The organism is Pantoea sp. SGAir0430 (assembly GCF_043549295.1).
This window is the reverse complement of record NZ_CP039427.1, coordinates 2,393,688-2,418,516: the sequence shown is the minus strand read 5'-3', so window position 1 is coordinate 2,418,516 and position 24,829 is coordinate 2,393,688. Positions and strand designations below refer to the sequence as shown.

Sequence of the window (24,829 nt, the reverse complement as noted above, 5' to 3'; positions counted from 1 at the left end):
TTTAAACGTCTTCTGCCATACGGTTCCCTCTCCCGTCGGGAGAGGGTTAGGGTGAGGGCAAAACCGCTACGTCAGCAACTGCTGCAACAGCGGCCCGATCTGCTCAAACATGCGAGGCGAGATAATCTCGACGTGGGCGCAATCCATCGGCCACACCGTCAGCTCACCGACATAGGGCGCCCAGGCGCGGCGCGCATCCTGGCCTGGCTGCTGCGTCTGTTCGGCGAGGAACAGCGTAGCGCGGCCGCCGAAGCGTGCGCTGCGCGCCGTGGCCAGCAGACGCACCGAGCTGGCGTAGTTGGCTTCGATGGTATCGAACATGGCCTGCATCTCTTCACCGGCCTGATGGCGCTGCGCGGCGATAAACTGTTCGCGCTCGCGATTCACCTCCTCCAGTACCGCCGGATCCAGCACGTTCTCGCCGCGCTTCTCATCCCAGTTCTGCGTTTCCGGCGGCCAGGTGTCGAGCAGGCCAAGGAAGGCAACCTCTTCACCCGCCGCTTCCAGCCGGGCAGCAATGCCCTGCGCCAGCGTACCGCCCAGCGAGTAGCCGAGGAAATAGTATGGCCCGTGCGGTTGTACCTCGCGCAGCGTACGCAAATGCGCTTTACAGACCTCATCGAGGTGCGCGCTCTGATTCAGCGGTCCCTGCGTGTCAGGCGACTGAATGCCGACCAGTGACCAGCGTGGGTCAAGGTAACGCTGCAGCACGCTGAACTGCCAGGCGAAGCCGGACGCCGGGTGGAAGCAGAACAGCGTCGGTCCGCTGCCTTTACGCAGCGGCAGCACCGCTTCAAAGCCCGCCTGCTGATGGGATTGTCCATCGTTCAGCAGCGTCGCCAGTTTTTCCACCGTCGGCGCGATCATGATCTGCCCGACCGAGACCGGCAGCTGGAGCTCGCGGCGCAGCTGCGCGGCCAGGCGCATCGCCAGCAGCGAATGGCCACCGAGCGCAAAGAAATCATCCTGCGCACCGATCGTGTCGCAGGCCAGCAGGCGGCAGAACGCTGCGGCCAGCGTGCTCTCTAAACCGGGCAGTGGCGCGCGCCCCTGGCGCTGCGCGGTGCTCTGCGGCAACGGCAGCGCTTTGCGATCCAGTTTGCCGTTGCTGCTGAGCGGCAGCGCCTCCAGCTGGACGATGGCCACCGGCACCATGTGTGCCGGTAACTGCTGTGCCAGCGCGTGACGCAGCGCGTCGCCATCCACCGGCTGAGGCGCCACCACGTAGCCCACCAGCTGACGCGCATCGCCCTGTGCCGTCGCACTGCCCAGCACCACCGCATGCGTCACCGCCTGCTCAATGCCGGGCTGGGCGCACAGCGCATGATCGATTTCGTTCAGCTCAATGCGCTGACCGCGGATCTTCAGCTGGTCATCGCTGCGCCCGAGATACTCCACCGCACCGTTGTCCAGCCAGCGCGCTACATCGCCGGTCAGGTACATGCGCTCGCCAGCGGCGTACGGGTCGGCGATAAAGCGGCTGGTGGTCAGCTCCGGTCGGTTGAGATAGCCATGCGCCAGCTGAATGCCGGTAAGATAGAGATCGCCGGCCACGCCCGGCGGCACCGGCTGCATTTGCGCATCAAGAATGCGCAGGCCGGTGTTCCACACCGGGAAGCCGATCGGTACGCTCGGGCCATCGACGGCGGCGAGCGCCGCGCCATACGCCGGATACCAGCTGACATCAACGGCCGCTTCGGTCGGCCCATACAGATTGTGCAGCGGCACGCGGGTCAATGTTTCCCAGCTGCGCGACAGATCGGTGGGCAATGCTTCACCGCTGCAGAACACGTTGCGCAGGCTGGCGCAGCACGCTATCGCGGCCGGGTGGTCGAGCGCCGCGACAAAGGCCGCCAGCATTGAGGGTACGAAATGCGTGGTGGTGACTTTGTAGCGGGCAAACAGTTGCTGTAAGGCTTCCGGATCGCGGTGTGCATCCGGCGGCGCCATCACCAGCTGCGCGCCGACCAGCAGCGGCCAGAAGAACTCCCACACCGAGACATCAAAGCTGCTCGGCGTTTTCTGCAGCACCACGTCATCCGCCTGCAGCGGATAACGATCCTGCATCCACAACAGGCGATTAACGATCGCCTGATGGCCGACCAGCACGCCTTTCGGCCGGCCGGTAGAGCCGGAGGTATAGATGATGTACGCGCCATCCTGCGGCGTCGGCGCGCTGGCCGGTGCCGGTGCATGTTCGGCATTGTACAGGGTGTCAAAGTGCAGCTGACTGACCGGCGCGATGGCGTGGAAGCGGGCACTGAGCGCGGCAGCGGTGATCAGCGTTTTGGGCGCGGCGTCTTCCAGCATCAGCTGGAGCCGCTCGTCCGGATAGCCGGTATCCAGCGGCAGATAAGCGGCCCCGAGCGTCACAATAGCCTGCAGCGCCAGCGACAGCTGCACTGAACGCGGCAGCGCCACGGCGACGATATCACCCCGCTGCACGCCGGCCGCACTGAGATCGGCCGCCAGCGCGAATACCTGCTGCTGCATCTGGCGATAGTTCAGCTGGTGCTGCGCATCGGCCAGCGCCGGTGCGTCCGGGGTGCGCTGCGCCTGCTGCGCCAGCAGCGACGCCAGGGTTTCCGCTGGCAGCGGATGGGCGGTCTGATTGATGGCCGCAATTTGCTGCTGCTCCGCTGGCGTCAGCAGATCGAGCTCGCCCAGCGCGCGCTGCGGCTGCGCGGCCAGCTGGCTGAGCAGCAGGGCAAAGCGGCTGGCATGGCGCTGCAGCGTCTCCGCAGCATAGCGCTGCGCGTTCGCGAGCAGCTCCAGCGTCAGATCGCCGTGCTCGCTGAGGTAAATCGCGATTTCCAGATCGCGCACCGGGCCGGAGGCCAGCTGATGCGTGATGCCTTCAATGCCGGCGAAATCGAGCTGGTAGTCAAACATCTTCAGGTTGATCACCGGGCCATACAGCGGATCGCTATCGCCGAGGCGGCCGAGATCGCGCTGCACCTGTTCAGCATCGTAGCGCTGATGACGGCGCATTTTTTTCACTTCCGCGGCCAGCTGAGCGGCGAGATCGCCGAGCGTTTGTCCCGGCTGATAATGCACCGCCATCGGCAGCACGTTGATCACCGGACCGGTGGCGCACAGCGCGGCGGAGCCGATGCGGCGCATGAAGATGAAGCCGGCAGCAAAATCATTTTGCCCGCTGAGGCGAGCCAGCCACAGCGCTACCAGTGCAAAGGCCAGATCGGCGGCGCTGTGCTGTGGATGCTGGCTGGTCAGCGTCTGGAAGCGGTGACGATCCAGCGTAACGCTGTGGCGCAGCAGATCGGTGCTGGCGCTCTGACCGGCCAGCGGCAGTGGCGACAGCGAGGCGGGCGCGGGCAGGGCGCGCCCTTTTTCGCGCCAGAATTCGCCGTCACGGGTGTAAGACGCCGATTGCTGATAGCGCTGATACTCGTCAACCACGGCGCTGAACGGAATAAACGGTGTCGGCTCAGGCGGCTGCTGCTGTACGGCGGCGCTGTACAGATTGGCGATGCGGCGCGTCAGCGCGGTAAAGCTGAAGCCATCCACCACCAGATGGTGATAGCGCTGATACCAGAACCAGTGCTGCTCGCCGATGCGGAACAGACGATGGTGCCACAGCGGTGCGCCACTCAGCACACGTAGGTCCCCCTGCATATCGGCACGCATCAGGGCGCGCGCGGCGGCAGCGGCATCCGCTTCGCCGCGCAGATCAACGATGTCTGGCAGGCTGAAGGTCTGCGGCTGCGGCCACTGCAGCGGCTCGCCGTCGATTTCGCCGAACGCCATATTCAGGGTATCGGCTTCCTGCATGCCGTCGACGATGGCCTGCGCCAGCAGCGCGCTGTTGATGTCGCCGCGCAGTTCGACAAAGTGCGCGACCGCGTAGGCGTTGTGATGGCGGCTGAGCTGGTCGGCGATCCAGATGCCAGGCTGCGCCGCCACCAGCGGCAGAGTTTGTTGGTCAATCATAGTGTCGTTCATCAGAGAATTTACTGTCGCTCCGGTTCACGTCTGGCGTGATGAATGAATTTGGATTGCGCCACAAAGCTTGCAGACCGTCGAGCAGGCCACCGCGCCAGCACAGCGCGTCATGGCCGCCCTCTACCGGCTGGTAATGCACCTGATAGCCGGCAGCGGTAAGTTGTTGTTGTAATTGTTGATTGGCTTGCAGAATCAGGCCTTCACGCTGGCCTGCTTCCAGCCAGAAACGCAGCGGCTGGCGAGGTGCCAGGCCATGGTCCAGCGCCTGCAGCAGCCAGCCATGCGGGTTACCACGCTCCGGCCACCAGAAGGAGCCGGACAGGCTGAGCGCATTACCAAAGGTGTGGGGAAAGTGCAGCGCGGCAAACACCGCGGCCAGACCGCCGAAGCTTTGTCCGGCAACCAGCGTGCGCGCCGGCTGCGCATCGTACGGCATCCAGCGTGCCACCTGCGGCAACAGCTCCTGCTGCACCGCCTGCCAGAATTGCGGATTGCATGGCAGCTCGCGGCTGCGGTGTTCGCGATCGATGATGTCGATAAACAGGTAGACCGCCGGCGGCAGCTTGCCCGCGGCGGTCAGCTGCTGCAGCGGGCCGGCGATCGGCATCTGCTGCGCCCAGAACTGACCATCGAGCAGTATCGCCAGCGGACGCGGGCCGTGCTGCGCCTCGCCTGTGGCGTACAGCCACACCCGGCGACGATTGCCGAGCAGCGCGCTGTCCCACTGCTGCACCTGCAGCGTCAGCGCCGGGGCGCGGCCCTCATCCACCGCACGCCACACCTGCTGGTCGGGCGCGTCAGGCAGGTGCAGCGGTGACACGCCCATGCCGCGTCCGCCGGACCAGCTGCGCAGCGGATTGAGCGCATCGGCCTGCGCGGCAGGGAATTTTTCGCGCCACCAGTGGCGCAGCGCATGCATGTCAGGCTCGCCGCTGAAATCGCTGGCCTGCCGATCCGGCATCAGGCAGTAGCTGCCGCGCCAGTGTGACGGCAGCACAGTTTGCCAGTACCAGACATCGCTACTGGCGACGCGCATCAGCGATTGCGGCGGGCGATGCTGGTGGTGATCGGTCACGCCGGTGATGTTGATCCACACGCGCTGGGTGTGGGAGGTGGTTTCACTGCCTTGCGGATCGCGCCAGAAGAAGGTCACCAGACAGGTGCCATCCTGCTGCGGCTCAATGCGCGGAATGCCCTGAGTCTGTTGCTCCTGCCACCAGGCTTCGCTACCAATTCCATCATTTCGCCAGGTCATAGGGGCTGCCAGTCGCCGTCTGTACGGGGAGGTTTACATAGGATTGATAAATAATACTATTGATAATTATTTGCATTTGCAATAGGGTGACTGCGCTCAAAATGAGCACGCACGTTCCGTCTGGCACCCGGTAAGTCATGGGATTCAGCAAAGGATGGCCCTGCCAGGTGTGAACGGCTGCGCGATAAAGACAGGGATCTTCTCACCGGCTCGCCAGTCACTCCGCTGTGGCGCAGAACTGGCCTTCCAGGAATGAAAAAAATGAAGCATTACTCGCGGTTAACCTTCGCTATTTTGATCGAACTGGGGCTCAGCGCCTCACTGCTCTCCGGCAGCGCCTGGGCAGCAGAGACTTCCAGCAAGACGACTTCCAGCAACGCCTCTTCTCCCGACGCCAGCGCAATGGACGGTGGCACCTTAATGGTGACGGCCCAGCAGCAGACGCTGCAGGCACCGGGGGTTTCCACCATCACCGCCGATGAGATCAAAAAGCATCCGCCGGCGCGCGATGTCTCAGAAATTATCCGTACCATGCCGGGGGTTAACCTGACCGGTAACTCGACCAGCGGCCAGCGCGGCAACAACCGTCAGATCGATATTCGCGGCATGGGACCGGAAAATACCCTGATTATGGTGGACGGCATGCCGATCACCAGCCGTAACTCAGTGCGTCTCGGCTGGCGCGGTGAGCGTGATACGCGCGGCGATACTAACTGGGTGCCGCCGGAGATGATTGATCACATCGACGTGATTCGCGGGCCGGCCGCGGTGCGCTACGGTAACGGCGCGGCGGGCGGTGTAGTGAACATCATCACCAAAAAGTACAGCGATCAGCAGTGGCACGGTTCGTGGAATACCTACTTCAACGCGCCGGAACACAAATCGGAAGGGGCGACCAAACGCACCAACTTCAGCCTTGAAGGGCCGCTGGGCGACGACTTCAACTTCCGGCTGTATGGCGGTTTAGCCAAAACTCAGGCCGACGCGTACGACATCAATGAAGGACATGCGGCAGCGCGCACCGGCAGCTATGCCGGCAGCTACCCGGCAGGCCGCGAAGGCTCGGTGAACAAAGACATCAATGCGTTGCTGAGCTGGGCGTTTGCCCCCATGCAGACGCTGGAGTTGCAGGCTGGTTACAGTCGTCAGGGCAACCTGTACGCGGGCGATACGCAGAACACCAACACTAACGCGCTGGTAAAGAGCCTGTACGGCGATGAAACCAACCGTCTGTATCGCCAGAATATTTCACTGAAATGGACCGGCGCGTGGGACAACGGCATCAGCACCAGCAGCTGGGCGCGCTACGAGAAAACCCGCAATACGCGCATCAATGAAGGTCTGGCGGGCGGCACGGAAGGGATCTTCTCCAACAGCGGGTTCAATACCATCCAGCTGGACGATGTGCTGCTGCACAGTGAAATCAGCCTGCCGTTTGAGCTGGGCGTCAATCAGACCGCGACGCTGGGCACCGAGTGGAACCAGCAGCGCATGAAAGATCCTTCGTCGACCACCCAGGCCGCCAGCAACGGCGCTGTGCCAGGCATCGCCAGCACCGGCCGCAGTCCTTATGCCCAGGCGGAGATTTTCTCCCTGTTTGCCGAAGACAACATGGAGCTGACCGACAGCACCATGCTGACGCCGGCGCTGCGCTTCGATCATCACTCCATCGTTGGCAACAACTGGAGCCCGTCGCTTAACCTGTCACAGGGGCTGGGCGATGACTTCACGCTGAAGATGGGGATTGGCCGGGCTTACAAAGCGCCGAGTCTGTACCAGACGAACCCGAACTACCTGCTGTACAGCAACGGCCAGGGCTGCGCCGACAGCACCGGCGCCTGCTATCTGCAGGGTAATCCGAATCTGAAAGCGGAAAACAGCATCAATAAAGAAGTTGGGCTGGAGTGGAAGCATGAAGGTTATCAGGCCGGTCTGACCTGGTTCCGTAACGATTACCGCAACAAGATTGAAGCCGGCTATGCGCCTTCAGGTAAAGCCTCTAACGGCACCACGGATATCTATCGCTGGGAGAACGTGCCGAAAGCGGTGGTGGAAGGGCTGGAAGGTACGGTCAATGTTCCTTTCTCTGACAGCGTGATGTGGAATAACAACTTTACCTACATGCTGCAGAGCAAGAACAAGGAGACCGGCGATCGTCTGTCGATCATTCCGGAGTATACGCTGAACTCGACGCTGAGCTGGCAGGCAACGCAGGATCTGTCGCTGCAAACCACCCTGACGTGGTACGGCACCCAGACGCCGAAGAAGTATGACTACAAAGGACAGCCGGTGACCGGCAGCGCCACCGACAAAGTGAGCCCGTACTCGATTGTCGGCCTGAGCGGTACTTACGATATTAATAAGTACGCCAGCGTGACGCTGGGCATCGATAACCTGTTCGATAAGCGCCACTTCCGTGAGGGCAATGCGCAAACCACCGGTAATGCTACCACCGGCGCTTATCTCTACGGTGCCGGTGCCAATACCTATAACGAATCAGGCCGTACTTACTATATGAGCCTCAACACCCACTTCTGATGGCGTTCAGCCAATCAGTTGCGTTGGCAAACAGCAGCGGGCGACCAGTCCGCTGCTGTCTTCGCGGTTGACCAGTTCCAGTTTGCCGCGATGCATCTGCACAATACGCAGCACAATGTTCAGGCCCAGGCCGCTGCCGCCATAGCGTTGATCGCGCCGCCGGAACGCCTGCGTCAGCTCTTCTGCCGCATCGGCATCAATACCCGGCCCCTGATCCCACACTTCAACCCAGACCTGCTGTTGCACCTGACGCAGCTTCACCTGCACGCTGCTGCCTTCCGGACTGTAGCGCGATGCGTTCTCCAGCAAATTGCGCAGCATCAGGCGCAGCAGCACCGCTTCACCCTGCTGCGGCACATCGTCGCCGTCGGGCCAGTGCAGCGTCTGCTGACGCTGCGCATACAGTTCAGCCATCTCCGGCATCAGCGGCTGCATGATGTCACGCTGCCACTGCAGCTGCTGATAGTGGCCGCCCGCCAGCGCCTGACCGGCGCGCGACAGCATCAGCAGCTGTTCGACGGTGTGCATCAACTGGTCGATACGCTCAATCAGCATGGCGCTTTGTGGCACCTGCTGCTGATGCAGAAGCTCAAGATGCAGGCGCAGCCCGGCCAGCGGCGTACGCAGCTCGTGCGCGGCGTCGGCGGTGAATAATCGCTCCTGCTGCAGCGTGTGGTCGAGACGGGAAAACAGCTGGTTGATGGAGGAGGTGACCGCAACGATCTCATCCATCTCGGAGTAAATCGGCAGCGGCGTCAGGTTGTCGGCAGAGCGGTGGGCAAGGCTGTCCTGTAGCGATTTGAGCGGACGGATAATCCAGTTGATGGCCCAGAACGACAGCAGCAGCGTCAGGCTTACCATCACCAGCGAAGGCAGCAACAGCGAAGCGATGGCCTCACGGATCTCATTCTCCACGCGATCGTTACGCGCCTGGGCCGACAGGGTTTCGTTGACGAGGAAACTGATCTGTTCGCGGCTTTCGTGCCACAGCCAGATGGCGCTCATCACCTGGCAGGTGAGGAGAATCAGCGCCAGCATGATCAGTAACCGCTGACGCATGCTGTTCATTCGCGCAGTTCCAGCCGGTAGCCAACGCCGCGCACGGTTTTGATGCGATCTTTCCCCAGCTTGCGGCGCAGATTATGAATGTGAACTTCTAAAGTGTTGGAGCCGGGATCGTCGTTCCAGCTGTAGAGATCCTGCTGCAGCGTTTCGCGATGCACATTCTGCCCCACGCGCATCAGCAGGCGAGTGAGCAGGGCGAACTCTTTGGGGGTGATCTCCAGCGGCAGATTCTCCAGCAGCACCTGCTGCGAGCTGAGATTGAGCGTCAGATCGCCCTGCTGCAGCAGGTTGTCGCTGTGCCCCTGATAGCGGCGGATCAGCGCGCGCACCCGCGCCTGCAGTTCTGCCAGCGCAAACGGCTTGACCAGGTAATCATCGGCACCGGCGTCCAGCCCGTCGACGCGATCCTCCAGCGCATCGCGCGCGGTCAGGATCAGCACCGGCACCGCGATGCCGTCTCGCCGCCACTGGCGCAGCAGCGTGGCGCCATCGCGATCCGGCAGACCGAGATCCAGCACGATCAGGCTGTACTGGCTACTGCGCAGCAGGGCGTTGCTTTCCGCCGCGCTGCCAGCGCAATCCACGGCGTAGCCCTCGCTGCTCAGCGCCTGCGCCAGGCCCGATTGTAACAACGCATCATCTTCAACGATCAACAGTTTCATTAGTTGTTCTTGTTAATGTCGGTATAGAGCCGGCTCTCAAAGCGCACCAGCGGAATCCGCCGCGTTTTCTGGTCTTCCGGCGGTACCGCATAGCCAGAGAGGAACTGGACAAAGGCCACGCGCGCACCGCTCGACGTGGTGATGAACCCAGCCAGATTATAGACGCCCTGCAGCGAACCGGTTTTTGCCGACACTTTGCCATCCAGCCCCGCTTCGTGCAGACCGCCGCGATACTGCAGCGTGCCGTCATAACCCGCCAGCGGCAGCATCGAAATATAATTCAGCGTGGCGTCATTTTTGGCGATGAACTGCAGCACCTGCATCATAGTATCCGGCGCGATCAGGTCGTGACGCGACAGGCCGGATCCATCCACCTGAATGCTGTTGCCGAGGTCGACGCCGGCTTTTTCGCGCAGCACACGCCTGACCGCATCCGAACCGGCGCGGAAGGTGCCCGGCACGTTAAAGTAGTGATGGCCGATAGTGCGGAACACGGTATCGGCGATCATGTTGTCTGACTTTTTCAGCATGGTGTGCAGCAGGTTGTGCAGCGGTGCGGACTGCGTCGAGGCCAGCACCGTACCCGGTGACGTCACCTGCGTCTGGCGCACTAAATGGCCGCTGTAATCAATATCGGCGTCGCGCAGCTGCGCTTTAAGGATCTCGCCGGCCCACGCGGCGCCATCCTGCACGGCAAACGCCAGGGGCAGCGGTTCCGCACGCTGGCGCATACAGCCGGTCAGCGTGTAGCGATTGAGCTCGCCGGGCACCACGTCCAGTTCGCAATACTGCCCGTCACCGCTGTTGCGTCCGATCGTGCGCACCTGACTGAACATGTGCGCCGGATAGTAAGAGGCGATGCGCACAAAGGCGTTTTCGCCGGGCGTATTGGCACTGTAGAGCGAAACCGAGAAGCAGTTTTTATCAACAATCGCCGCACCTGGCGGGGCGCTGAAACACTGTGTCAGATCGTTCCACGGCCAGCCTGGCGCCATATCGTGACTGGCGAACACCGAGGTATCGATCACCAGATTACCTTTGATATGGTTGATGCCCTGCTTTTTCAGCGCCGCCACCATATTGCGCAGATCCTGGCGGCTGAGCGTCGGATCGCCGGCAAAACGCGCCACCAGGTCGCCATTTAAGGTGCCATCGCTGACCGCGCCTTTAGTCTCCAGCGTGGTCTGAAAACGGAAGTCCGGGCCCAGCTCCAGCAGTGCCGCCAGCGCGGTGATCACTTTCATGGTACTGGCCGGCAACGCCATCTGTTTGCCGTGATAGTCGATTATCGGGGTGGATGCGCCCACTTTTTGTACCATCAGCGCCAGGTTTGCGCCGTCTGGCAAATACTGCATGTATTCTTCAACGGGTGCTGCTTGTGCCTGCAGCATAAACGCACAGGTTAATCCGGTAACAAGTCGTGAAAATCGCATAATCTCGCGGTAACTGACGGGTGAAGGCGTCAATACTATGTCCCCGGACGGTGCAAAGTAAACAATGACCCACAGGGAACTCTGGGGTAAAATACGTATCAAAATGCAAAATCGATACCTGACCCGGAAAGCTTTCCGGGTCAGGATTCTTTTGCTTGTGAAAAGAGGTTACGCGCCGCAGAAGCCGATCTTCTGCTGTCACCGGTCAGGATGACGCCGTTAACCAGGATAGATGACGAGGAGCCAAAATGAATCAGATTCCGATGACGTTGAAAGGCGCTGAGAAGCTGCGTGAAGAGCTGAACGAACTGAAAACCGTTAAGCGTCCGCGCATCATCGCCTCTATCGCCGAAGCCCGTGAGCACGGCGATCTGAAAGAGAATGCCGAATACCACGCCGCGCGCGAAGAACAGGGGTTCTGCGAAGGGCGTATTCAGGAGATTGAAGCCAAGCTCTCCAATGCACAGGTGATTGACGTGACCGCCATGCCGAAAACCGGCCGCGTGATTTTTGGCGCCACCGTCACCGTGCTGAATGTCGATACCGATGAAGAGTTTACTTACCGGATTGTTGGTGACGACGAAGCGGACTTTAAACAGAACCTGATTTCCGTGAATTCGCCGATGGCGCGCGGTCTGGTGGGCAAAGAGGCCGATGACGTGGCTATTGTCAAAACCCCAGGCGGCGATGTGGAATATGAAGTGCTCAAAGTGGAATACATCTAAGATATTGCTACGCTTTGAAATGCGCAGCTGCATATTGTAAAGAAAGGAAAAAGGCCGCGCTGCGGCCTTTTATCCCATGCAGGAGCATGGCACTTTCTCTGCCCGTCGGACGAGCCGTAACGGTACGCTTAACGTGGCAGAGTAATTTTGCGCTCTTTGGCAGGGCGATACAGCACCAGCACGTTGCCGATGACCTGAACGTTGTTTGCCTTAGTTTCACGCACGATAGCGTCAACGATCAGCTGCTTGGTTTCACGATCTTCCGAGGCAATTTTTACCTTGATCAATTCGTGATGTTCGAGCGCCTGTTCGATCTCGGCGAGCACGCCTTCAGTCAGGCCATTGCCGCCCAGCATGACCACTGGCTTCAGTGGATGGGCAAGGCCTTTCAGGTGCTGTTTTTGTTTGGTACTCAGATTCATCGTATTTTTTGCTTACTCAGGGATTGAAAACGGTTCATTCTACCGCCATCTCGGGTATATCGCCAAATCAACGCGACCCATTGCGTGCTGATTTATCGCTACGATGACGATTTAACTGGAAATATTATGACGGGTAAAAAGCGTTCGGCCAGTTCCAGTCGCTGGCTTCAGGAACACTTTAGCGATAAATATGTGCAACAGGCACAGAAAAAAGGGTTGCGCTCGCGCGCCTGGTTTAAACTGGATGAAATTCAGCAGGGTGACAAGCTGTTCAAACCCGGTATGACCGTAGTTGACCTGGGCGCTGCGCCCGGCGGCTGGTCGCAATATGTGGTACAACAGATTGGTTCGGGTGGCCGTATTATTGCCTGCGATCTGCTGCCGATGGATCCCATCGTCGGCGTTGACTTCCTGCAGGGCGATTTTCGCGACGAAGCGGTGTTGAAAGCGTTACTGGAGCGCGTGGGCGACCAGAAAGTGCAGGTGGTGATGTCGGACATGGCGCCGAACATGAGCGGTACGCCTGCGGTCGATATCCCACGTTCCATGTATTTAGTTGAACTGGCGTTAGAAATGTGTCGGGATGTACTGGCACCTGGCGGCAGTTTTGTTGTGAAAGTGTTTCAGGGAGATGGCTTCGATGAATACCTGCGGGAAATTCGCTCCCTGTTTACGAAAGTGAAAATTCGTAAGCCGGACGCTTCGCGATCACGTTCGCGCGAAGTGTACATTGTGGCGACAGGGCGCAAACTGTAGCCCTCCATACCGGAATCAAAGCAAGGCGAAACGGCGTTTATTCTGATGCGTAATTCTGAGTTTCAGGCTAAACAGGCAAAATCATCAGCGCCGCGATTCCAGGTATGAAGGATATATAGTACCCTACGCTGTCTGTTAACACCGTTGTAATATGAGGTTAATCCCTTGAGTGACATGGCGAAAAACCTGATTCTCTGGTTAGTCATCGCGGTCGTGCTGATGTCAGTATTCCAGAGCTTTGGGCCCAGCGAGTCGAATGGCCGTAGGGTTGATTATTCAACCTTCCTGTCGGAAGTGAACCAGGATCAGGTCCGCGAGGCACGTATTAACGGGCGTGAGATCAACGTAACCAAAAAAGACAGTAATAAATACACGACCTACATTCCTGTCAACGATCCCAAGTTACTCGATAACCTGTTGACCAAAAACGTCAAAGTTGTGGGTGAACCACCGGAAGAGCCGAGCCTGCTGGCTTCCATCTTCATCTCCTGGTTCCCGATGCTGCTACTGATTGGCGTGTGGATCTTCTTTATGCGGCAGATGCAGGGCGGCGGCGGCAAGGGCGCGATGTCCTTCGGCAAGAGCAAAGCCCGTATGCTGACCGAAGACCAGATCAAAACCACCTTTGCTGACGTTGCGGGTTGCGACGAAGCAAAAGAAGAGGTGGGTGAGCTGGTGGAATACCTGCGTGAGCCGAGCCGCTTCCAGAAGCTGGGCGGTAAAATCCCGAAAGGCGTGCTGATGGTGGGCCCTCCGGGTACCGGTAAAACGCTGCTGGCGAAAGCGATCGCCGGCGAAGCAAAAGTGCCGTTCTTCACGATTTCCGGTTCTGACTTCGTAGAAATGTTCGTTGGTGTCGGTGCATCACGTGTGCGCGACATGTTCGAGCAGGCGAAGAAAGCGGCACCGTGCATCATCTTTATTGATGAGATCGATGCGGTGGGTCGTCAGCGTGGCGCCGGTTTAGGCGGTGGTCACGACGAACGTGAGCAGACGCTGAACCAGATGCTGGTTGAGATGGATGGCTTCGAAGGCAATGAAGGCATCATCGTTATTGCCGCGACTAACCGTCCGGACGTACTGGACCCGGCGCTGCTGCGTCCAGGCCGTTTTGACCGCCAGGTGGTGGTAGGTCTGCCAGACGTGCGCGGCCGTGAACAGATTCTGAAAGTGCATATGCGTCGCGTGCCGCTGGCAACCGACATTGATGCAGCGATTATCGCACGTGGTACGCCGGGCTTCTCCGGTGCGGACCTGGCGAACCTGGTCAACGAAGCGGCGCTGTTCGCTGCGCGTGGCAACAAGCGCGTGGTGTCGATGGTCGAGTTCGAGAAAGCGAAAGACAAAATCATGATGGGTGCGGAACGTCGCTCCATGGTGATGACGGAAGCGCAGAAAGAATCCACCGCGTATCACGAAGCGGGCCATGCGATTATTGGTCGCCTGGTGCCGGAACACGATCCGGTGCATAAAGTGACGATTATCCCGCGCGGCCGTGCGCTGGGTGTGACCTTCTTCCTGCCTGAAGGCGACGCGATCAGCGCCAGCCGTCAGAAGCTGGAGAGCCAGATTTCAACGCTGTACGGCGGTCGTCTGGCAGAAGAGATCATCTACGGGGCGGAACACGTTTCTACCGGTGCTTCAAACGACATCAAAGTGGCGACCAACCTGGCGCGCAACATGGTGACGCAGTGGGGCTTCTCGGAAAAACTCGGTCCGCTGCTGTATGCGGAAGAGGACGGTGAAGTGTTCCTCGGCCGTTCAGTGGCGAAAGCTAAACACATGTCGGACGAAACGGCACGCATCATCGACCAGGAAGTTAAACACCTGATCGACAGCAACTACCAGCGTGCACGCCGTATTCTGGGTGAGAACATGGATATCCTTCACGCGATGAAAGACGCGCTGATGAAGTATGAAACCATCGACGCACCGCAGATCGACGACCTGATGGCGCGCCGCGAAGTGCGTCCGCCAGCAGGCTGGGAAGATCCAGGCAGCAACAACTCTGACAGCAACGGTACGCCAAAGGCGCCACGTCCGGTTGATGAACCGCGTACGCCAAACCCAGGCAACACCATGTCAGAACAGTTCGACAAGTAACAGGCCTGTTCCTAAGCAAAAACCCCGGCTGGTCCGGGGTTTTTTACATTCCACAATCCAGTGATTCCTCAGGGAGATTTTCGCCATGAAGTTGTACGCCCGTGATACCCATCTCGATCTGTCGTTTCCCCATGTGATGGGAATTTTAAATGTCACGCCGGACTCCTTTTCTGATGGCGGAACGCACAACACGCTGGTCGACGCGCTCACGCACACCAACGAGATGGTGAATGCCGGTGCCACGATTATCGATGTGGGCGGCGAATCAACGCGTCCCGGTGCTGATGAAGTCTCAGTGGAAGAGGAACTGGCGCGGGTGATTCCGGTGGTGGAAGCCATTGCGCAGCGCTTTGAAGTGTGGATTTCGGTGGATACGTCAAAAGCAGAAGTGATCCGCGAAGCTGCGCGAGTAGGCGCTCACATCATTAACGATATCCGCTCGCTGTCCGAGCCGGGTGCGTTACAGGCCGCCGCAGATACTGGTCTGCCGGTATGCCTGATGCACATGCAGGGCGAACCGCGCACCATGCAGCAGGCACCGGAATATCAGCACATCGTAAGCGAAGTGGACGCTTACTTCGCCGCGCAGATCGCCCGCTGTGAAGCGGCCGGCATTAAAAAAGAGCGTCTGCTGCTCGACCCGGGCTTCGGTTTCGGTAAGAATCTCAGCCACAATTATGAGCTGCTGGCGCATCTCAGTGATTTTCACCATCACGGCCTGCCGCTGCTGGTGGGCATGTCGCGTAAGTCGATGATTGGCCAGCTGTTAAACGTCGGCCCGGCACAGCGCCTGACCGGCAGTCTGAGCTGTGCGGTAATCGCCGCCATGCAGGGCGCGCAGATTATTCGCGTGCATGACGTTAAAGAAACTGTCGAAGCGATGCGCATCGTCGAGGCGACACGGAGAGCAAAAGGATAAAGGCATGAGCGATCGTAAATATTTCGGTACGGATGGGATTCGCGGCAAAGTGGGTGAAGCGCCCATTACCCCGGACTTTGTGTTGAAGCTGGGTTTTGCTGCCGGCAAAGTGCTGGCCCGTTCCGGCTCGCGCAAGGTATTGATTGGTAAAGATACACGGATTTCCGGCTACATGCTGGAATCGGCGCTGGAAGCCGGTCTGGCGGCTGCCGGGCTGTCTGCCGCGTTCACCGGCCCGATGCCCACGCCGGCCATTGCCTACCTGACGCGCACCTTCCGCGCCGAGGCGGGCATCGTGATCTCCGCGTCGCACAACCCGTTTGACGACAACGGCATCAAATTCTTCTCAGCCGAAGGCACCAAACTGCCGGACGACGTCGAAGCCGCCATTGAGCTGGAGCTGGAGAAGCCGCTGACCTGCGTCGAATCCGCTGAGCTGGGCCGTGCCAGCCGCATCGTCGATGCCGCCGGGCGTTACATTGAGTTCTGCAAAGGCACTTTTCCCAGCGAGCTGAGCCTGAACGGGCTGAAGATCGTGGTGGACTGTGCCAACGGCGCGACCTATCACATCGCGCCGAATGTGCTGCGTGAACTGGGTGCGAAGGTGATTGCGATTGGCGTGCAGCCGGACGGCATGAACATCAACAAAGAGTGCGGCGCTACCGATCTGCGTCAGCTGCAGCAGCGCGTGCTGGATGAAAAAGCCGATCTCGGCCTGGCCTATGACGGCGACGGCGACCGCATCATGATGGTGGATCACCTTGGACAGAAGGTGGATGGCGACCAGATTCTCTACATCATCGCGCGTGAAGCGCTGCGTCAGGGCCAGCTGCGTGGCGGCGTGGTCGGTACGCTGATGAGCAACATGGGGCTGGAGCTGGCGCTGAAGCAGCTGGGGATTCCGTTTACCCGCGCCAAAGTGGGCGACCGCTATGTGCTGGAAAAAATGCAGGAGAAGGGCTGGCGCATGGGCGCGGAGAACTCCGGCCACGTGATCCTGCTGGATAAAATCAGCACCGGTGACGGCATCGTAGCAAGTTTGCAAGTACTTACTGCGATTGTGCGCAACCACATGAGTCTGCACGATCTGTGCAGCGGCATGAAGATGCTGCCACAGGTGCTGGTCAATGTGCGTTTCAGCGGCAGCCACGATCCGCTGGAGAGCGACAGCGTCAAAGCGGCTGCCGCAGAGGTGGAAAAAACGCTGGCCGGGCGCGGGCGTGTGCTGTTGCGCAAATCCGGCACTGAGCCGCTGATTCGCGTGATGGTGGAAGGCGAGGATGAGGCGCAGGTGACCGAACTGGCGCACAAAATTGCCGATGCGGTAAAAGCGGTTTAACTGCGTTATGGGCGGTCAGTTTGCTGCTTTCCGCCTGTAAAATCACCGGGATGGCGCTTTTTTCCGCAATCGCAAAACTTCGTGTAAATTGCGCTTGCAGAGGTATGCGCCTTTGGTTAGTATTCACACCCGCTTCTGATGGGTGATGACGAGACTCCCCGTCAATATTGGTTGAAGCTTTAACTGTGCGGATAACGCGCAAGGAAACAGGTTGATTATGTACGAAGCTCTGTTGGTTGTTTTCCTTATTGTAGCGATTGGCCTCGTTGGTCTGATCATGCTGCAGCAAGGCAAAGGCGCTGATATGGGAGCCTCATTCGGTGCAGGCGCTTCTGGTACGCTGTTCGGTTCAACCGGGTCTGGTAACTTCATGACTCGCATGACCGCAGTACTGGCTACGCTGTTTTTCATTATCAGTCTGATTCTGGGCAACCTGAACAGTAACAAGACTTCCAAAGGAAGCGAGTGGGAAAACCTCAGCGCGCCGGCTCAGTCTCAACAGCAGACTCAGCCAGCTAAACCGGCCACGCCGGGCAATGATATCCCGCAGTAAGATCGTCAGCGCTAAAGCGACATCGTATCGTCGCAGTCAGTGAAGTGCCGAGGTGGTGGAATTGGTAGACACGCTACCTTGAGGTGGTAGTGCCCGATTGGGCTTACGGGTTCAAGTCCCGTCCTCGGTACCAAATCTCAGTATAACTTGCATTTTTCGCAATATCGGCGTAATATTCGCCACGTTTTCGGACGCGGGGTGGAGCAGCCTGGTAGCTCGTCGGGCTCATAACCCGAAGGTCGTCGGTTCAAATCCGGCCCCCGCAACCACTTTCCCTTAGAGTTCTTTTTCAAATATACTGTATGCATCGACGGACGCATCCGCAGTCAGTTTTGAAAAAAATTCTGCTGGATGGTGTGCCGAAGCCGCATCGCGGCATACAGGGTCCAGTCACAAAAAGCCCCGAATTTTCGGGGTTTTTTGTTATCAGGAAATCGTAACACTGGGCTTTAGGCCCTTTTTTTATGTCTTGGGGGTGGGCTTGTCCACATTAGAGCAAAAGTTGACAGAGTTGATCTCTGCTCCGGTAGAAGCGCTTGGCTACGAATTGGTCGGTATCGAGTTCATTCGTGGTCGCACATCAACCTTGCGCATCTATATTGATAGTGAAGAGGGTATCAATGTTGATGATTGCGCCGATGTTAGCCACCAGGTCAGCGCTGTAATGGATGTGGAAGATCCTATTACGGTGGCTTACAACCTTGAAGTTTCCTCACCGGGTCTCGATCGCCCTCTGTTCACCGCGGAGCACTATGCGCGTTTCGCTGGCGAAGAGGTGAGCCTGGTACTGCGTATGGCCGTGCAGAACCGCCGTAAATGGCAGGGCATCATCAAGTCTGTCGAAGGCGAGATGATCACGGTAACCGTTGAGGGTAACGATGAAGTGTTCGCGCTGAGCAACATTCAGAAAGCGAACCTGGTCCCCCACTTTTAAAAGTCCGGATTGAGGCTAACCAGGATGAACAAAGAGATCTTAGCTGTAGTAGAAGCCGTTTCTAACGAAAAAGCCCTGCCGCGTGAGAAAATCTTCGAAGCGCTGGAGAGCGCTTTGGCCACTGCGACCAAGAAGAAGTATGAGCAGGAAATCGACGTACGCGTCAGCATTGACCGTCGCAGCGGCGATTTCGACACCTTCCGTCGCTGGGTGGTTGTAGAAGAAGTCACGCAGCCAACGCGCGAGATCACGCTGGAAGCAGCACGCTTTGAAGATGAAGCCTTCAATCTGGGCGATTATGTTGAAGATCAGATCGAATCTGTCACCTTCGACCGTATCACCACGCAGACCGCGAAACAGGTTATCGTCCAGAAAGTGCGTGAAGCCGAGCGCGCGATGGTGGTCGATCAGTTCCGCGAGCAGGAAGGCGAAATCATCACCGGCGTGGTGAAGAAAGTGAATCGCGACAACATTTCACTGGATCTCGGCAACAACGCCGAAGCGGTGATTGTACGTGAAGACATGCTGCCGCGTGAAAACTTCCGCCCGGGTGACCGTATTCGCGGCGTGCTGTATGCCGTGCGTCCGGAAGCGCGTGGTGCGCAACTGTTCGTTACCCGCTCCAAACCGGAGATGCTGATCGAACTGTTCCGCATTGAAGTGCCGGAGATTGGCGAAGAAGTTATCGAGATCAAAGCGGCAGCGCGCGATCCGGGTTCACGCGCCAAAATTGCGGTAAAAACTAACGACAAACGTATCGATCCGGTCGGTGCCTGCGTCGGTATGCGCGGTGCGCGCGTGCAGGCGGTGTCCAGCGAGCTGGGCGGCGAGCGTATTGATATCGTGCTGTGGGACGACAACCCGGCACAGTTCGTGATTAACGCCATGGCACCTGCCGATGTGGCGTCAATTGTGGTGGATGAAGACAATCACACCATGGATATCGCTGTTGAAGCCGGCAATCTGGCTCAGGCGATTGGCCGTAATGGCCAAAACGTGCGTCTGGCATCCCAGCTGAGCGGCTGGGAGCTGAACGTGATGACCGTCGATGATCTGCAGGCGAAGCATCAGGCCGAAGCCCATGCAGCGATCGATATGTTCACTAAACATCTCGACATCGACGAAGAGTTCGCCACCGTTCTGGTGGAAGAGGGCTTCTCTTCGCTGGAAGAATTGGCTTACGTGCCAATCAACGAGCTGCTGGAAATCGACGGCCTCGACGAAGAGACCATTGAAGCCCTGCGTGAACGAGCAAAAAATGCGTTAACCACCCTGGCATTAGCGAAAGAAGAGAGCCTTGGTAATCAGGAACCTGCTGAGGACCTGCTGAATCTTGAAGGCCTGGATCGTACGCTGGCGTATCGCCTGGCGTCAAAAGGCGTTTGCACGCTGGAAGATCTCGCTGAGCAAGGTGTTGACGATCTGACAGATATTGAAGGGCTGGATGATGAGAAAGCCGGTGCGCTGATTATGGCTGCACGTAATATCTGCTGGTTCGGCGATGACGCGTAATAACAGGAAGGAACAGCATGACAGATGTAACCGTAAAATCGCTGGCCGCCGAAATTCAGACTCCGGTCGATCGCCTGGTACAGCAATTTGCTGATGCAGGGATCCGTAAGTCTGAAAACGACGCCGTATCCCAGCAAGAGAAAGAGACCTTACTGTCCCACCTGAATCGTGAGCACGGTCAGACCGGTTCAGGCAAACTGACGTTGCAGCGCAAAACGCGCAGCACCTTGAATATTCCAGGCACCGGGGGTAAAAGTAAGTCGGTGCAAATCGAAGTCCGCAAAAAGCGCACATACGTGAAAGGTGATGCCGACGCTGAGCAAGCTCAGGCGGAAGCAGAAGCTGAGGCGCAGCGTGAAGCGGAAGAGCAGGCGCGTCGCGAGGCTGAAGAACAAGCCCGTCGCGAAGCTGAACAAAAAGCGCAACGTGAAGCCGAAGAGAAAGCCAAGCGCGAAACCGCTGACAAGGCTAAGCGTGAAGCAGCGGAAAATGAGAAAGTGACTAATCAACCTACCGACGAAATGACCAAGGCTGCGCAATCTGACAAAGCCCGTCGTGAAGCTGAAGCCGCCGAACTGAAGCGTAAAGCGGAAGAAGAAGCGCGCCGTAAGCTGGAAGAGAATGCGCGCCGCGCGGCGGAAGAAGCCCGTCGTCTGGCCGAAGAGAAAGCCGCTGAATGGGAAAAACCAGAGGAAGAAGATAAGGGCGACTACCACGTCACCACTTCAACTCATGCCCGTCAGGCAGAAGACGAAAACGATCGCGAAGTCGAAGGTGGTCGTGGTCGCACCCGCACCACCAAGGCAGCGCGTCCGGCCAAAAAAGGCAACAAGCACTCTGAAGCCAAAACTGACCGTGAAGAAGCGCGTGCTCAGGTACGCGGCGGTAAAGGTGGCAAACATCGTAAACCAAGCACGCTGCAGCAGGGCTTCAATAAACCTGCTCAGGCGGTGAACCGTGACGTCATCATTGGCGAAACCATCACCGTTGCCGAACTGGCCAACAAAATGGCGGTGAAAGGCTCGCTGGTTATTAAAGCGATGATGAAGATGGGTGCCATGGCGACCATCAACCAGGTTATCGATCAGGAAACCGCCCAGCTGGTGGCCGAAGAGATGGGTCACAAAGTGATCCTGCGCCGCGAGAACGAGCTGGAAGAAGCGGTAATGGACGATCGTGATACCGATGCTGCGCAGGAAAGTCGTGCGCCGGTCGTGACCATCATGGGTCACGTTGACCACGGTAAAACCTCGCTGCTGGACTACATCCGCTCCACCAAAGTCGCCTCCGGCGAAGCGGGCGGGATTACCCAGCATATCGGTGCGTATCACGTTGAAACCGATAACGGCATGATCACCTTCCTCGACACCCCGGGCCACGCCGCGTTTACCGCAATGCGTGCACGTGGTGCGCAGGCCACGGATATCGTTATCCTGGTGGTGGCGGCGGACGATGGCGTGATGCCGCAGACCGTCGAAGCTATCCAGCACGCGAAAGCGGCCGGTGTGCCGGTGGTCGTGGCCGTGAACAAGATCGATAAGCCAGAAGCCGATCCGGATCGCGTGAAGAACGAGCTGACTCAGTACGGTATCATTCCGGAAGAGTGGGGCGGCGAGAACATGTTCGTTAACGTCTCGGCGAAAGCCGGTACCGGCATCGACGACCTGCTGAACGCAATTCTGCTGCAGGCGGAAGTACTGGAGCTGACTGCGATTCGTCAGGGTATGGCGAGCGGCGTGGTGATCGAATCGTTCCTCGACAAAGGTCGTGGTCCGGTAGCAACCGTGCTGGTGCGTGAAGGTACGCTGAACAAGGGCGATATCGTGCTGTGCGGCTTCGAATACGGCCGTGTGCGTGCGATGCGTGACGAACTGGGTCGCGAAGTGCTGGAAGCGGGTCCATCGATTCCGGTGGAAATCCTCGGTCTGTCCGGTGTGCCGGCAGCGGGTGACGAAGCGACCGTGGTGCGTGATGAGAAGAAAGCGCGTGAAGTGGCACTGTATCGTCAGGGCAAATTCCGCGAAGTCAAACTGGCGCGTCAGCAGAAGTCCAAGCTGGAAAACATGTTTGCCAACATGACCGAAGGCGAAGTGTCCGAGCTGAATATCGTTCTGAAGTCCGACGTACAGGGTTCTGTGGAAGCGATCTCCGACTCGCTGCTGAAACTCTCCACCGACGAAGTGAAGGTGAAGATTATCGGTTCTGGCGTGGGCGGTATCACCGAAACCGACGCCACCCTGGCCGCTGCGTCCAACGCGATCATCCTCGGCTTCAACGTGCGTGCTGATGCCTCTGCGCGTCGCGTGATTGACGCTGAAAACGTTGACCTGCGCTACTACTCCGTCATCTATAACCTGATTGACGAAGTGAAAGCTGCCATGAGCGGCATGCTGGCACCAGAGTTCAAACAGCAGATTATCGGTCTGGCCGAAGTCCGTGACGTGTTCAAGTCACCGAAATTTGGCGCGATTGCCGGCTGTATGGTCACCGAAGGCAACATCAAACGTCACAATCCGATCCGCGTACTGCGCGACAACGTGGTTATCTATGAAGGCGAGCTGGAATCTCTGCGTCGCTTCAAAGATGACGTCAACGAAGTGCGTAACGGCATGGAGTGTGGTATCGGCGTGAAGAACTACAACGACGTTCGCGTTGGCGATATGATCGAAGTGTTCGAAGTGATTGAAGTTAAACGCACCATCGAGTAATTGCTGGTCGATGTGATGCAATTTGGGAGGCCTCTGGCCTCCCGAATTATTTGGGAGAAATAGTATGGCGAAAGAGTTTGGTCGCCCACAGCGCGTAGCGCAGGAGTTGCAGAAAGAGATTGCGATCATCCTGCAGCGCGAAATCAAAGACCCGCGTCTGGGTATGATGGTCACCGTGTCTGGCGTTGAGGTGTCACGCGATCTGGCGTATGCCAAAGTGTTCGTGACCTTCCTGAACGACCAGGATGAAGAAGCGGTGAAAAACGGCCTCAAAGCGCTGAAAGAAGCGTCTGGCTACATCCGTATTCTGCTCGGTAAAGCGATGCGTCTGCGCATCGTGCCAGAGCTGACCTTCTTCTACGATAACTCGCTGATTGAAGGGATGCGCATGTCGAATCTGGTGTCTAACGTGATCAGAAACGATGCTGAGCGACGGGGTGAAAGCCCGGCGGAAGACGACAAGGAGGACTGATGAGTCGTCCTCGTCGCCGTGGTCGTGATGTCCACGGTGTTTTCCTGCTGGATAAACACCAGGGCGCATCCTCCAACGATGTGCTGCAAAAAGTAAAACGCCTGTTTAATGCTAACAAGGCGGGCCATACCGGCGCGCTCGATCCGCTGGCCACCGGTATGCTGCCGATTTGTCTCGGCGAAGCCACCAAGTTTTCCCGCTATCTGCTGGATTCGGACAAGCGTTACCGCGTGATTGCCCGTCTGGGCCAGCGCACCGATACCTCCGATGCGGACGGCAATATCGTTGAAACGCGGCCGGTGACCTTCAGCCAGGCTGAGCTGGATGCCGCGCTGGAGAGCTTTCGCGGCGAGACGCTGCAGGTGCCCACCATGTTCTCGGCGCTCAAGTATCAGGGCCGCAAGCTGTACGAATATGCGCGCGAAGGCATCACCGTGCCGCGTGAAGCGCGACCGATTACCGTGTTTGAACTGCAGTTTATTCGCTGGCAGGGCGACGAGCTGGAACTGGAAATCCATGTTTCCAAAGGCACCTACATTCGCACCATCATTGACGATTTAGGTGAGAAGCTCGGCTGCGGTGCACATGTAATCATGCTGCGCCGTCTGCAGGTGGCGCGCTACCCGATTGCGCGCATGATGACGCTGGAACAGCTGCAGGCGCTGGCGGCGCAGGTTAATGCGGCGGAAACGCCGGATTACGCACCGCTGGACGCGTTGCTGTTGCCAATGGACAGCCCGGCGGAAGATTTTCCAGCGGTCAATCTGCCCACGCCGATCGCGGCCTGGTTCAAACAGGGCATGCCGGTCCAGGCGGAAAACGCGCCGGCCAGCGGGCTGGTGCGGGTGACCGAAGGTGAGCAGCAGAAATTTATCGGTATGGCGGAAATCGCCGACGATGGCCGCGTGGCACCGCGTCGTCTGGTAGTGGAGTTTGCCGACTGACCGCGTATTACCGCTGGGCGTTACAGCGCATTTGCGTTGCTACCGGGCGAAGAGTAGAATAGCGCGGCTTTAAAAGCGGGCTGCTGAATTAGAGATCGGCACCCATACATTCATTTTTTACTGGAGTTTATTATGTCTCTAAGCGTAGAAGCTAAAGCAGAGATCGTTGCTAAATACGGTCGTGGCGCTAACGACAGCGGTTCAACTGAAGTTCAGGTTGCTCTGCTGACTGCTCAGATTAACCACCTGCAGGGTCACTTCTCTGAGCACAAGAAAGACCACCACAGCCGTCGCGGTCTGCTGCGCATGGTATCCCAGCGTCGTAAGCTGCTGGACTACCTGAAGCGTAAAGACGTTGCACGTTACACCAGCCTGATCGAAAGCCTGGGTCTGCGTCGCTAAGTCTGAAGAATCTGATCAACGATGTAGCGCATGCAGTATGCAAAAAACCGCATCTGGCGATCAGATTTGTGCGAGTTTCGCGAAAAGGGGGCCTTTATGGCCCCTTTTTTCGAGCAATCCGCAG

General features: G+C 58.4%; 19 protein-coding genes and 2 tRNA genes. 15 read left to right on the top strand and 6 right to left on the bottom strand.

Annotation, left to right across the window (positions count from 1 at the left end; genetic code table 11):
• Positions 1-66: 66 nt before the first annotated feature.
• Positions 67-3,951, bottom strand: coding sequence for an enterobactin synthase subunit F (locus E7738_RS11585; protein WP_394515649.1), 3,885 nt, complete (start codon positions 3,949-3,951; stop codon positions 67-69).
• Positions 3,944-5,218, bottom strand: coding sequence for an enterochelin esterase (fes, locus tag E7738_RS11580; protein WP_394515648.1), 1,275 nt, complete (start codon positions 5,216-5,218; stop codon positions 3,944-3,946). Before fes ends, E7738_RS11585 begins: the two co-directional genes overlap by 8 nt.
• Positions 5,219-5,479: 261 nt before the next feature.
• Between fes and E7738_RS11575 the strand changes: the two genes are divergently transcribed.
• Complete coding sequence (locus tag E7738_RS11575; protein ID WP_394515647.1) at positions 5,480-7,756, top strand: TonB-dependent siderophore receptor; 2,277 nt, start codon at positions 5,480-5,482, stop codon at positions 7,754-7,756.
• A gap of 6 nt (positions 7,757-7,762) precedes the next feature.
• On the opposite strand, the gene pmrB is transcribed toward E7738_RS11575, so the two are convergent.
• From pmrB to dacB, 3 genes are read right to left on the bottom strand one after another with little or no spacing between them, the layout of a single operon-like run.
• Positions 7,763-8,824, bottom strand: coding sequence for a two-component system sensor histidine kinase PmrB (gene pmrB, locus E7738_RS11570; protein ID WP_058774882.1), 1,062 nt, complete (start codon positions 8,822-8,824; stop codon positions 7,763-7,765).
• Positions 8,821-9,483 carry a two-component system response regulator PmrA gene (gene pmrA, locus E7738_RS11565; protein ID WP_021507711.1) on the bottom strand — a complete coding sequence of 221 codons (663 nt, stop codon included), beginning with the start codon at positions 9,481-9,483 and terminating at the stop codon, positions 8,821-8,823. Before pmrA ends, pmrB begins: the two co-directional genes overlap by 4 nt.
• The gene (gene dacB, locus E7738_RS11560) at positions 9,483-10,916 is read right to left on the bottom strand and encodes a serine-type D-Ala-D-Ala carboxypeptidase (protein WP_031279733.1); all 1,434 of its coding nucleotides are present in this window, start codon (positions 10,914-10,916) and stop codon (positions 9,483-9,485) included. Before dacB ends, pmrA begins: the two co-directional genes overlap by 1 nt.
• 248 nt (positions 10,917-11,164) lie before the next feature.
• Between dacB and greA the strand changes: the two genes are divergently transcribed.
• Positions 11,165-11,641: a transcription elongation factor GreA gene (gene greA / locus E7738_RS11555; RefSeq protein WP_021507709.1), complete on the top strand. Its 477-nt coding sequence runs from the start codon at positions 11,165-11,167 to the stop codon at positions 11,639-11,641.
• Positions 11,642-11,769: 128 nt separating this feature from the next.
• Here the strand turns inward: greA and yhbY are convergent, their stop codons facing one another.
• Positions 11,770-12,063, bottom strand: a complete 294-nt coding sequence (gene yhbY, locus E7738_RS11550) for a ribosome assembly RNA-binding protein YhbY (protein ID WP_010617345.1) — start codon at positions 12,061-12,063, stop codon at positions 11,770-11,772.
• Positions 12,064-12,189: 126 nt separating this feature from the next.
• Between yhbY and rlmE the strand changes: the two genes are divergently transcribed.
• The 13 genes from rlmE to rpsO all read left to right on the top strand — a co-directional run bounded on the left by rlmE (position 12,190) and on the right by rpsO (position 24,705).
• Positions 12,190-12,819 (top strand): 23S rRNA (uridine(2552)-2'-O)-methyltransferase RlmE, encoded by a 630-nt coding sequence (gene rlmE, locus E7738_RS11545; protein WP_021507708.1) that lies wholly within the window; start codon positions 12,190-12,192, stop codon positions 12,817-12,819.
• A gap of 174 nt (positions 12,820-12,993) precedes the next feature.
• Positions 12,994-14,922 (top strand): ATP-dependent zinc metalloprotease FtsH, encoded by a 1,929-nt coding sequence (ftsH, locus tag E7738_RS11540; protein WP_021507707.1) that lies wholly within the window; start codon positions 12,994-12,996, stop codon positions 14,920-14,922.
• Between the two features lie 85 nt (positions 14,923-15,007).
• Complete coding sequence (folP, locus tag E7738_RS11535) at positions 15,008-15,841, top strand: dihydropteroate synthase (protein WP_021507706.1); 834 nt, start codon at positions 15,008-15,010, stop codon at positions 15,839-15,841.
• Positions 15,842-15,845: 4 nt separating this feature from the next.
• On the top strand, positions 15,846-17,180 hold the full coding sequence (gene glmM / locus E7738_RS11530) for a phosphoglucosamine mutase (protein WP_021507705.1): 1,335 nt from the start codon (positions 15,846-15,848) through the stop codon (positions 17,178-17,180).
• A 217-nt stretch (positions 17,181-17,397) separates the two neighbouring features.
• On the top strand, positions 17,398-17,733 hold the full coding sequence (gene secG, locus E7738_RS11525; RefSeq protein WP_010617340.1) for a preprotein translocase subunit SecG: 336 nt from the start codon (positions 17,398-17,400) through the stop codon (positions 17,731-17,733).
• A gap of 46 nt (positions 17,734-17,779) precedes the next feature.
• Positions 17,780-17,866: transfer RNA gene (locus E7738_RS11520), tRNA-Leu, on the top strand.
• A gap of 59 nt (positions 17,867-17,925) precedes the next feature.
• Positions 17,926-18,002: transfer RNA gene (locus E7738_RS11515), tRNA-Met, on the top strand.
• A gap of 212 nt (positions 18,003-18,214) precedes the next feature.
• Entirely contained in the window at positions 18,215-18,667 is a 453-nt protein-coding gene (rimP, locus tag E7738_RS11510; protein WP_031279732.1) for a ribosome maturation factor RimP, read from the top strand.
• Between the two features lie 24 nt (positions 18,668-18,691).
• On the top strand, positions 18,692-20,179 hold the full coding sequence (gene nusA, locus E7738_RS11505) for a transcription termination factor NusA (RefSeq protein WP_394515646.1): 1,488 nt from the start codon (positions 18,692-18,694) through the stop codon (positions 20,177-20,179).
• A gap of 17 nt (positions 20,180-20,196) precedes the next feature.
• On the top strand, positions 20,197-22,887 hold the full coding sequence (gene infB, locus E7738_RS11500) for a translation initiation factor IF-2 (RefSeq protein ID WP_394515645.1): 2,691 nt from the start codon (positions 20,197-20,199) through the stop codon (positions 22,885-22,887).
• A gap of 64 nt (positions 22,888-22,951) precedes the next feature.
• On the top strand, positions 22,952-23,359 hold the full coding sequence (rbfA, locus tag E7738_RS11495; protein WP_021507701.1) for a 30S ribosome-binding factor RbfA: 408 nt from the start codon (positions 22,952-22,954) through the stop codon (positions 23,357-23,359).
• Positions 23,359-24,303 (top strand): tRNA pseudouridine(55) synthase TruB, encoded by a 945-nt coding sequence (gene truB / locus E7738_RS11490; protein WP_058780382.1) that lies wholly within the window; start codon positions 23,359-23,361, stop codon positions 24,301-24,303. The genes rbfA and truB overlap by 1 nt, the downstream gene beginning before the upstream one ends.
• Before the next feature lie 132 nt (positions 24,304-24,435).
• Positions 24,436-24,705 carry a 30S ribosomal protein S15 gene (gene rpsO / locus E7738_RS11485; protein ID WP_010615981.1) on the top strand — a complete coding sequence of 90 codons (270 nt, stop codon included), beginning with the start codon at positions 24,436-24,438 and terminating at the stop codon, positions 24,703-24,705.
• Positions 24,706-24,829: the final 124 nt, after the last annotated feature.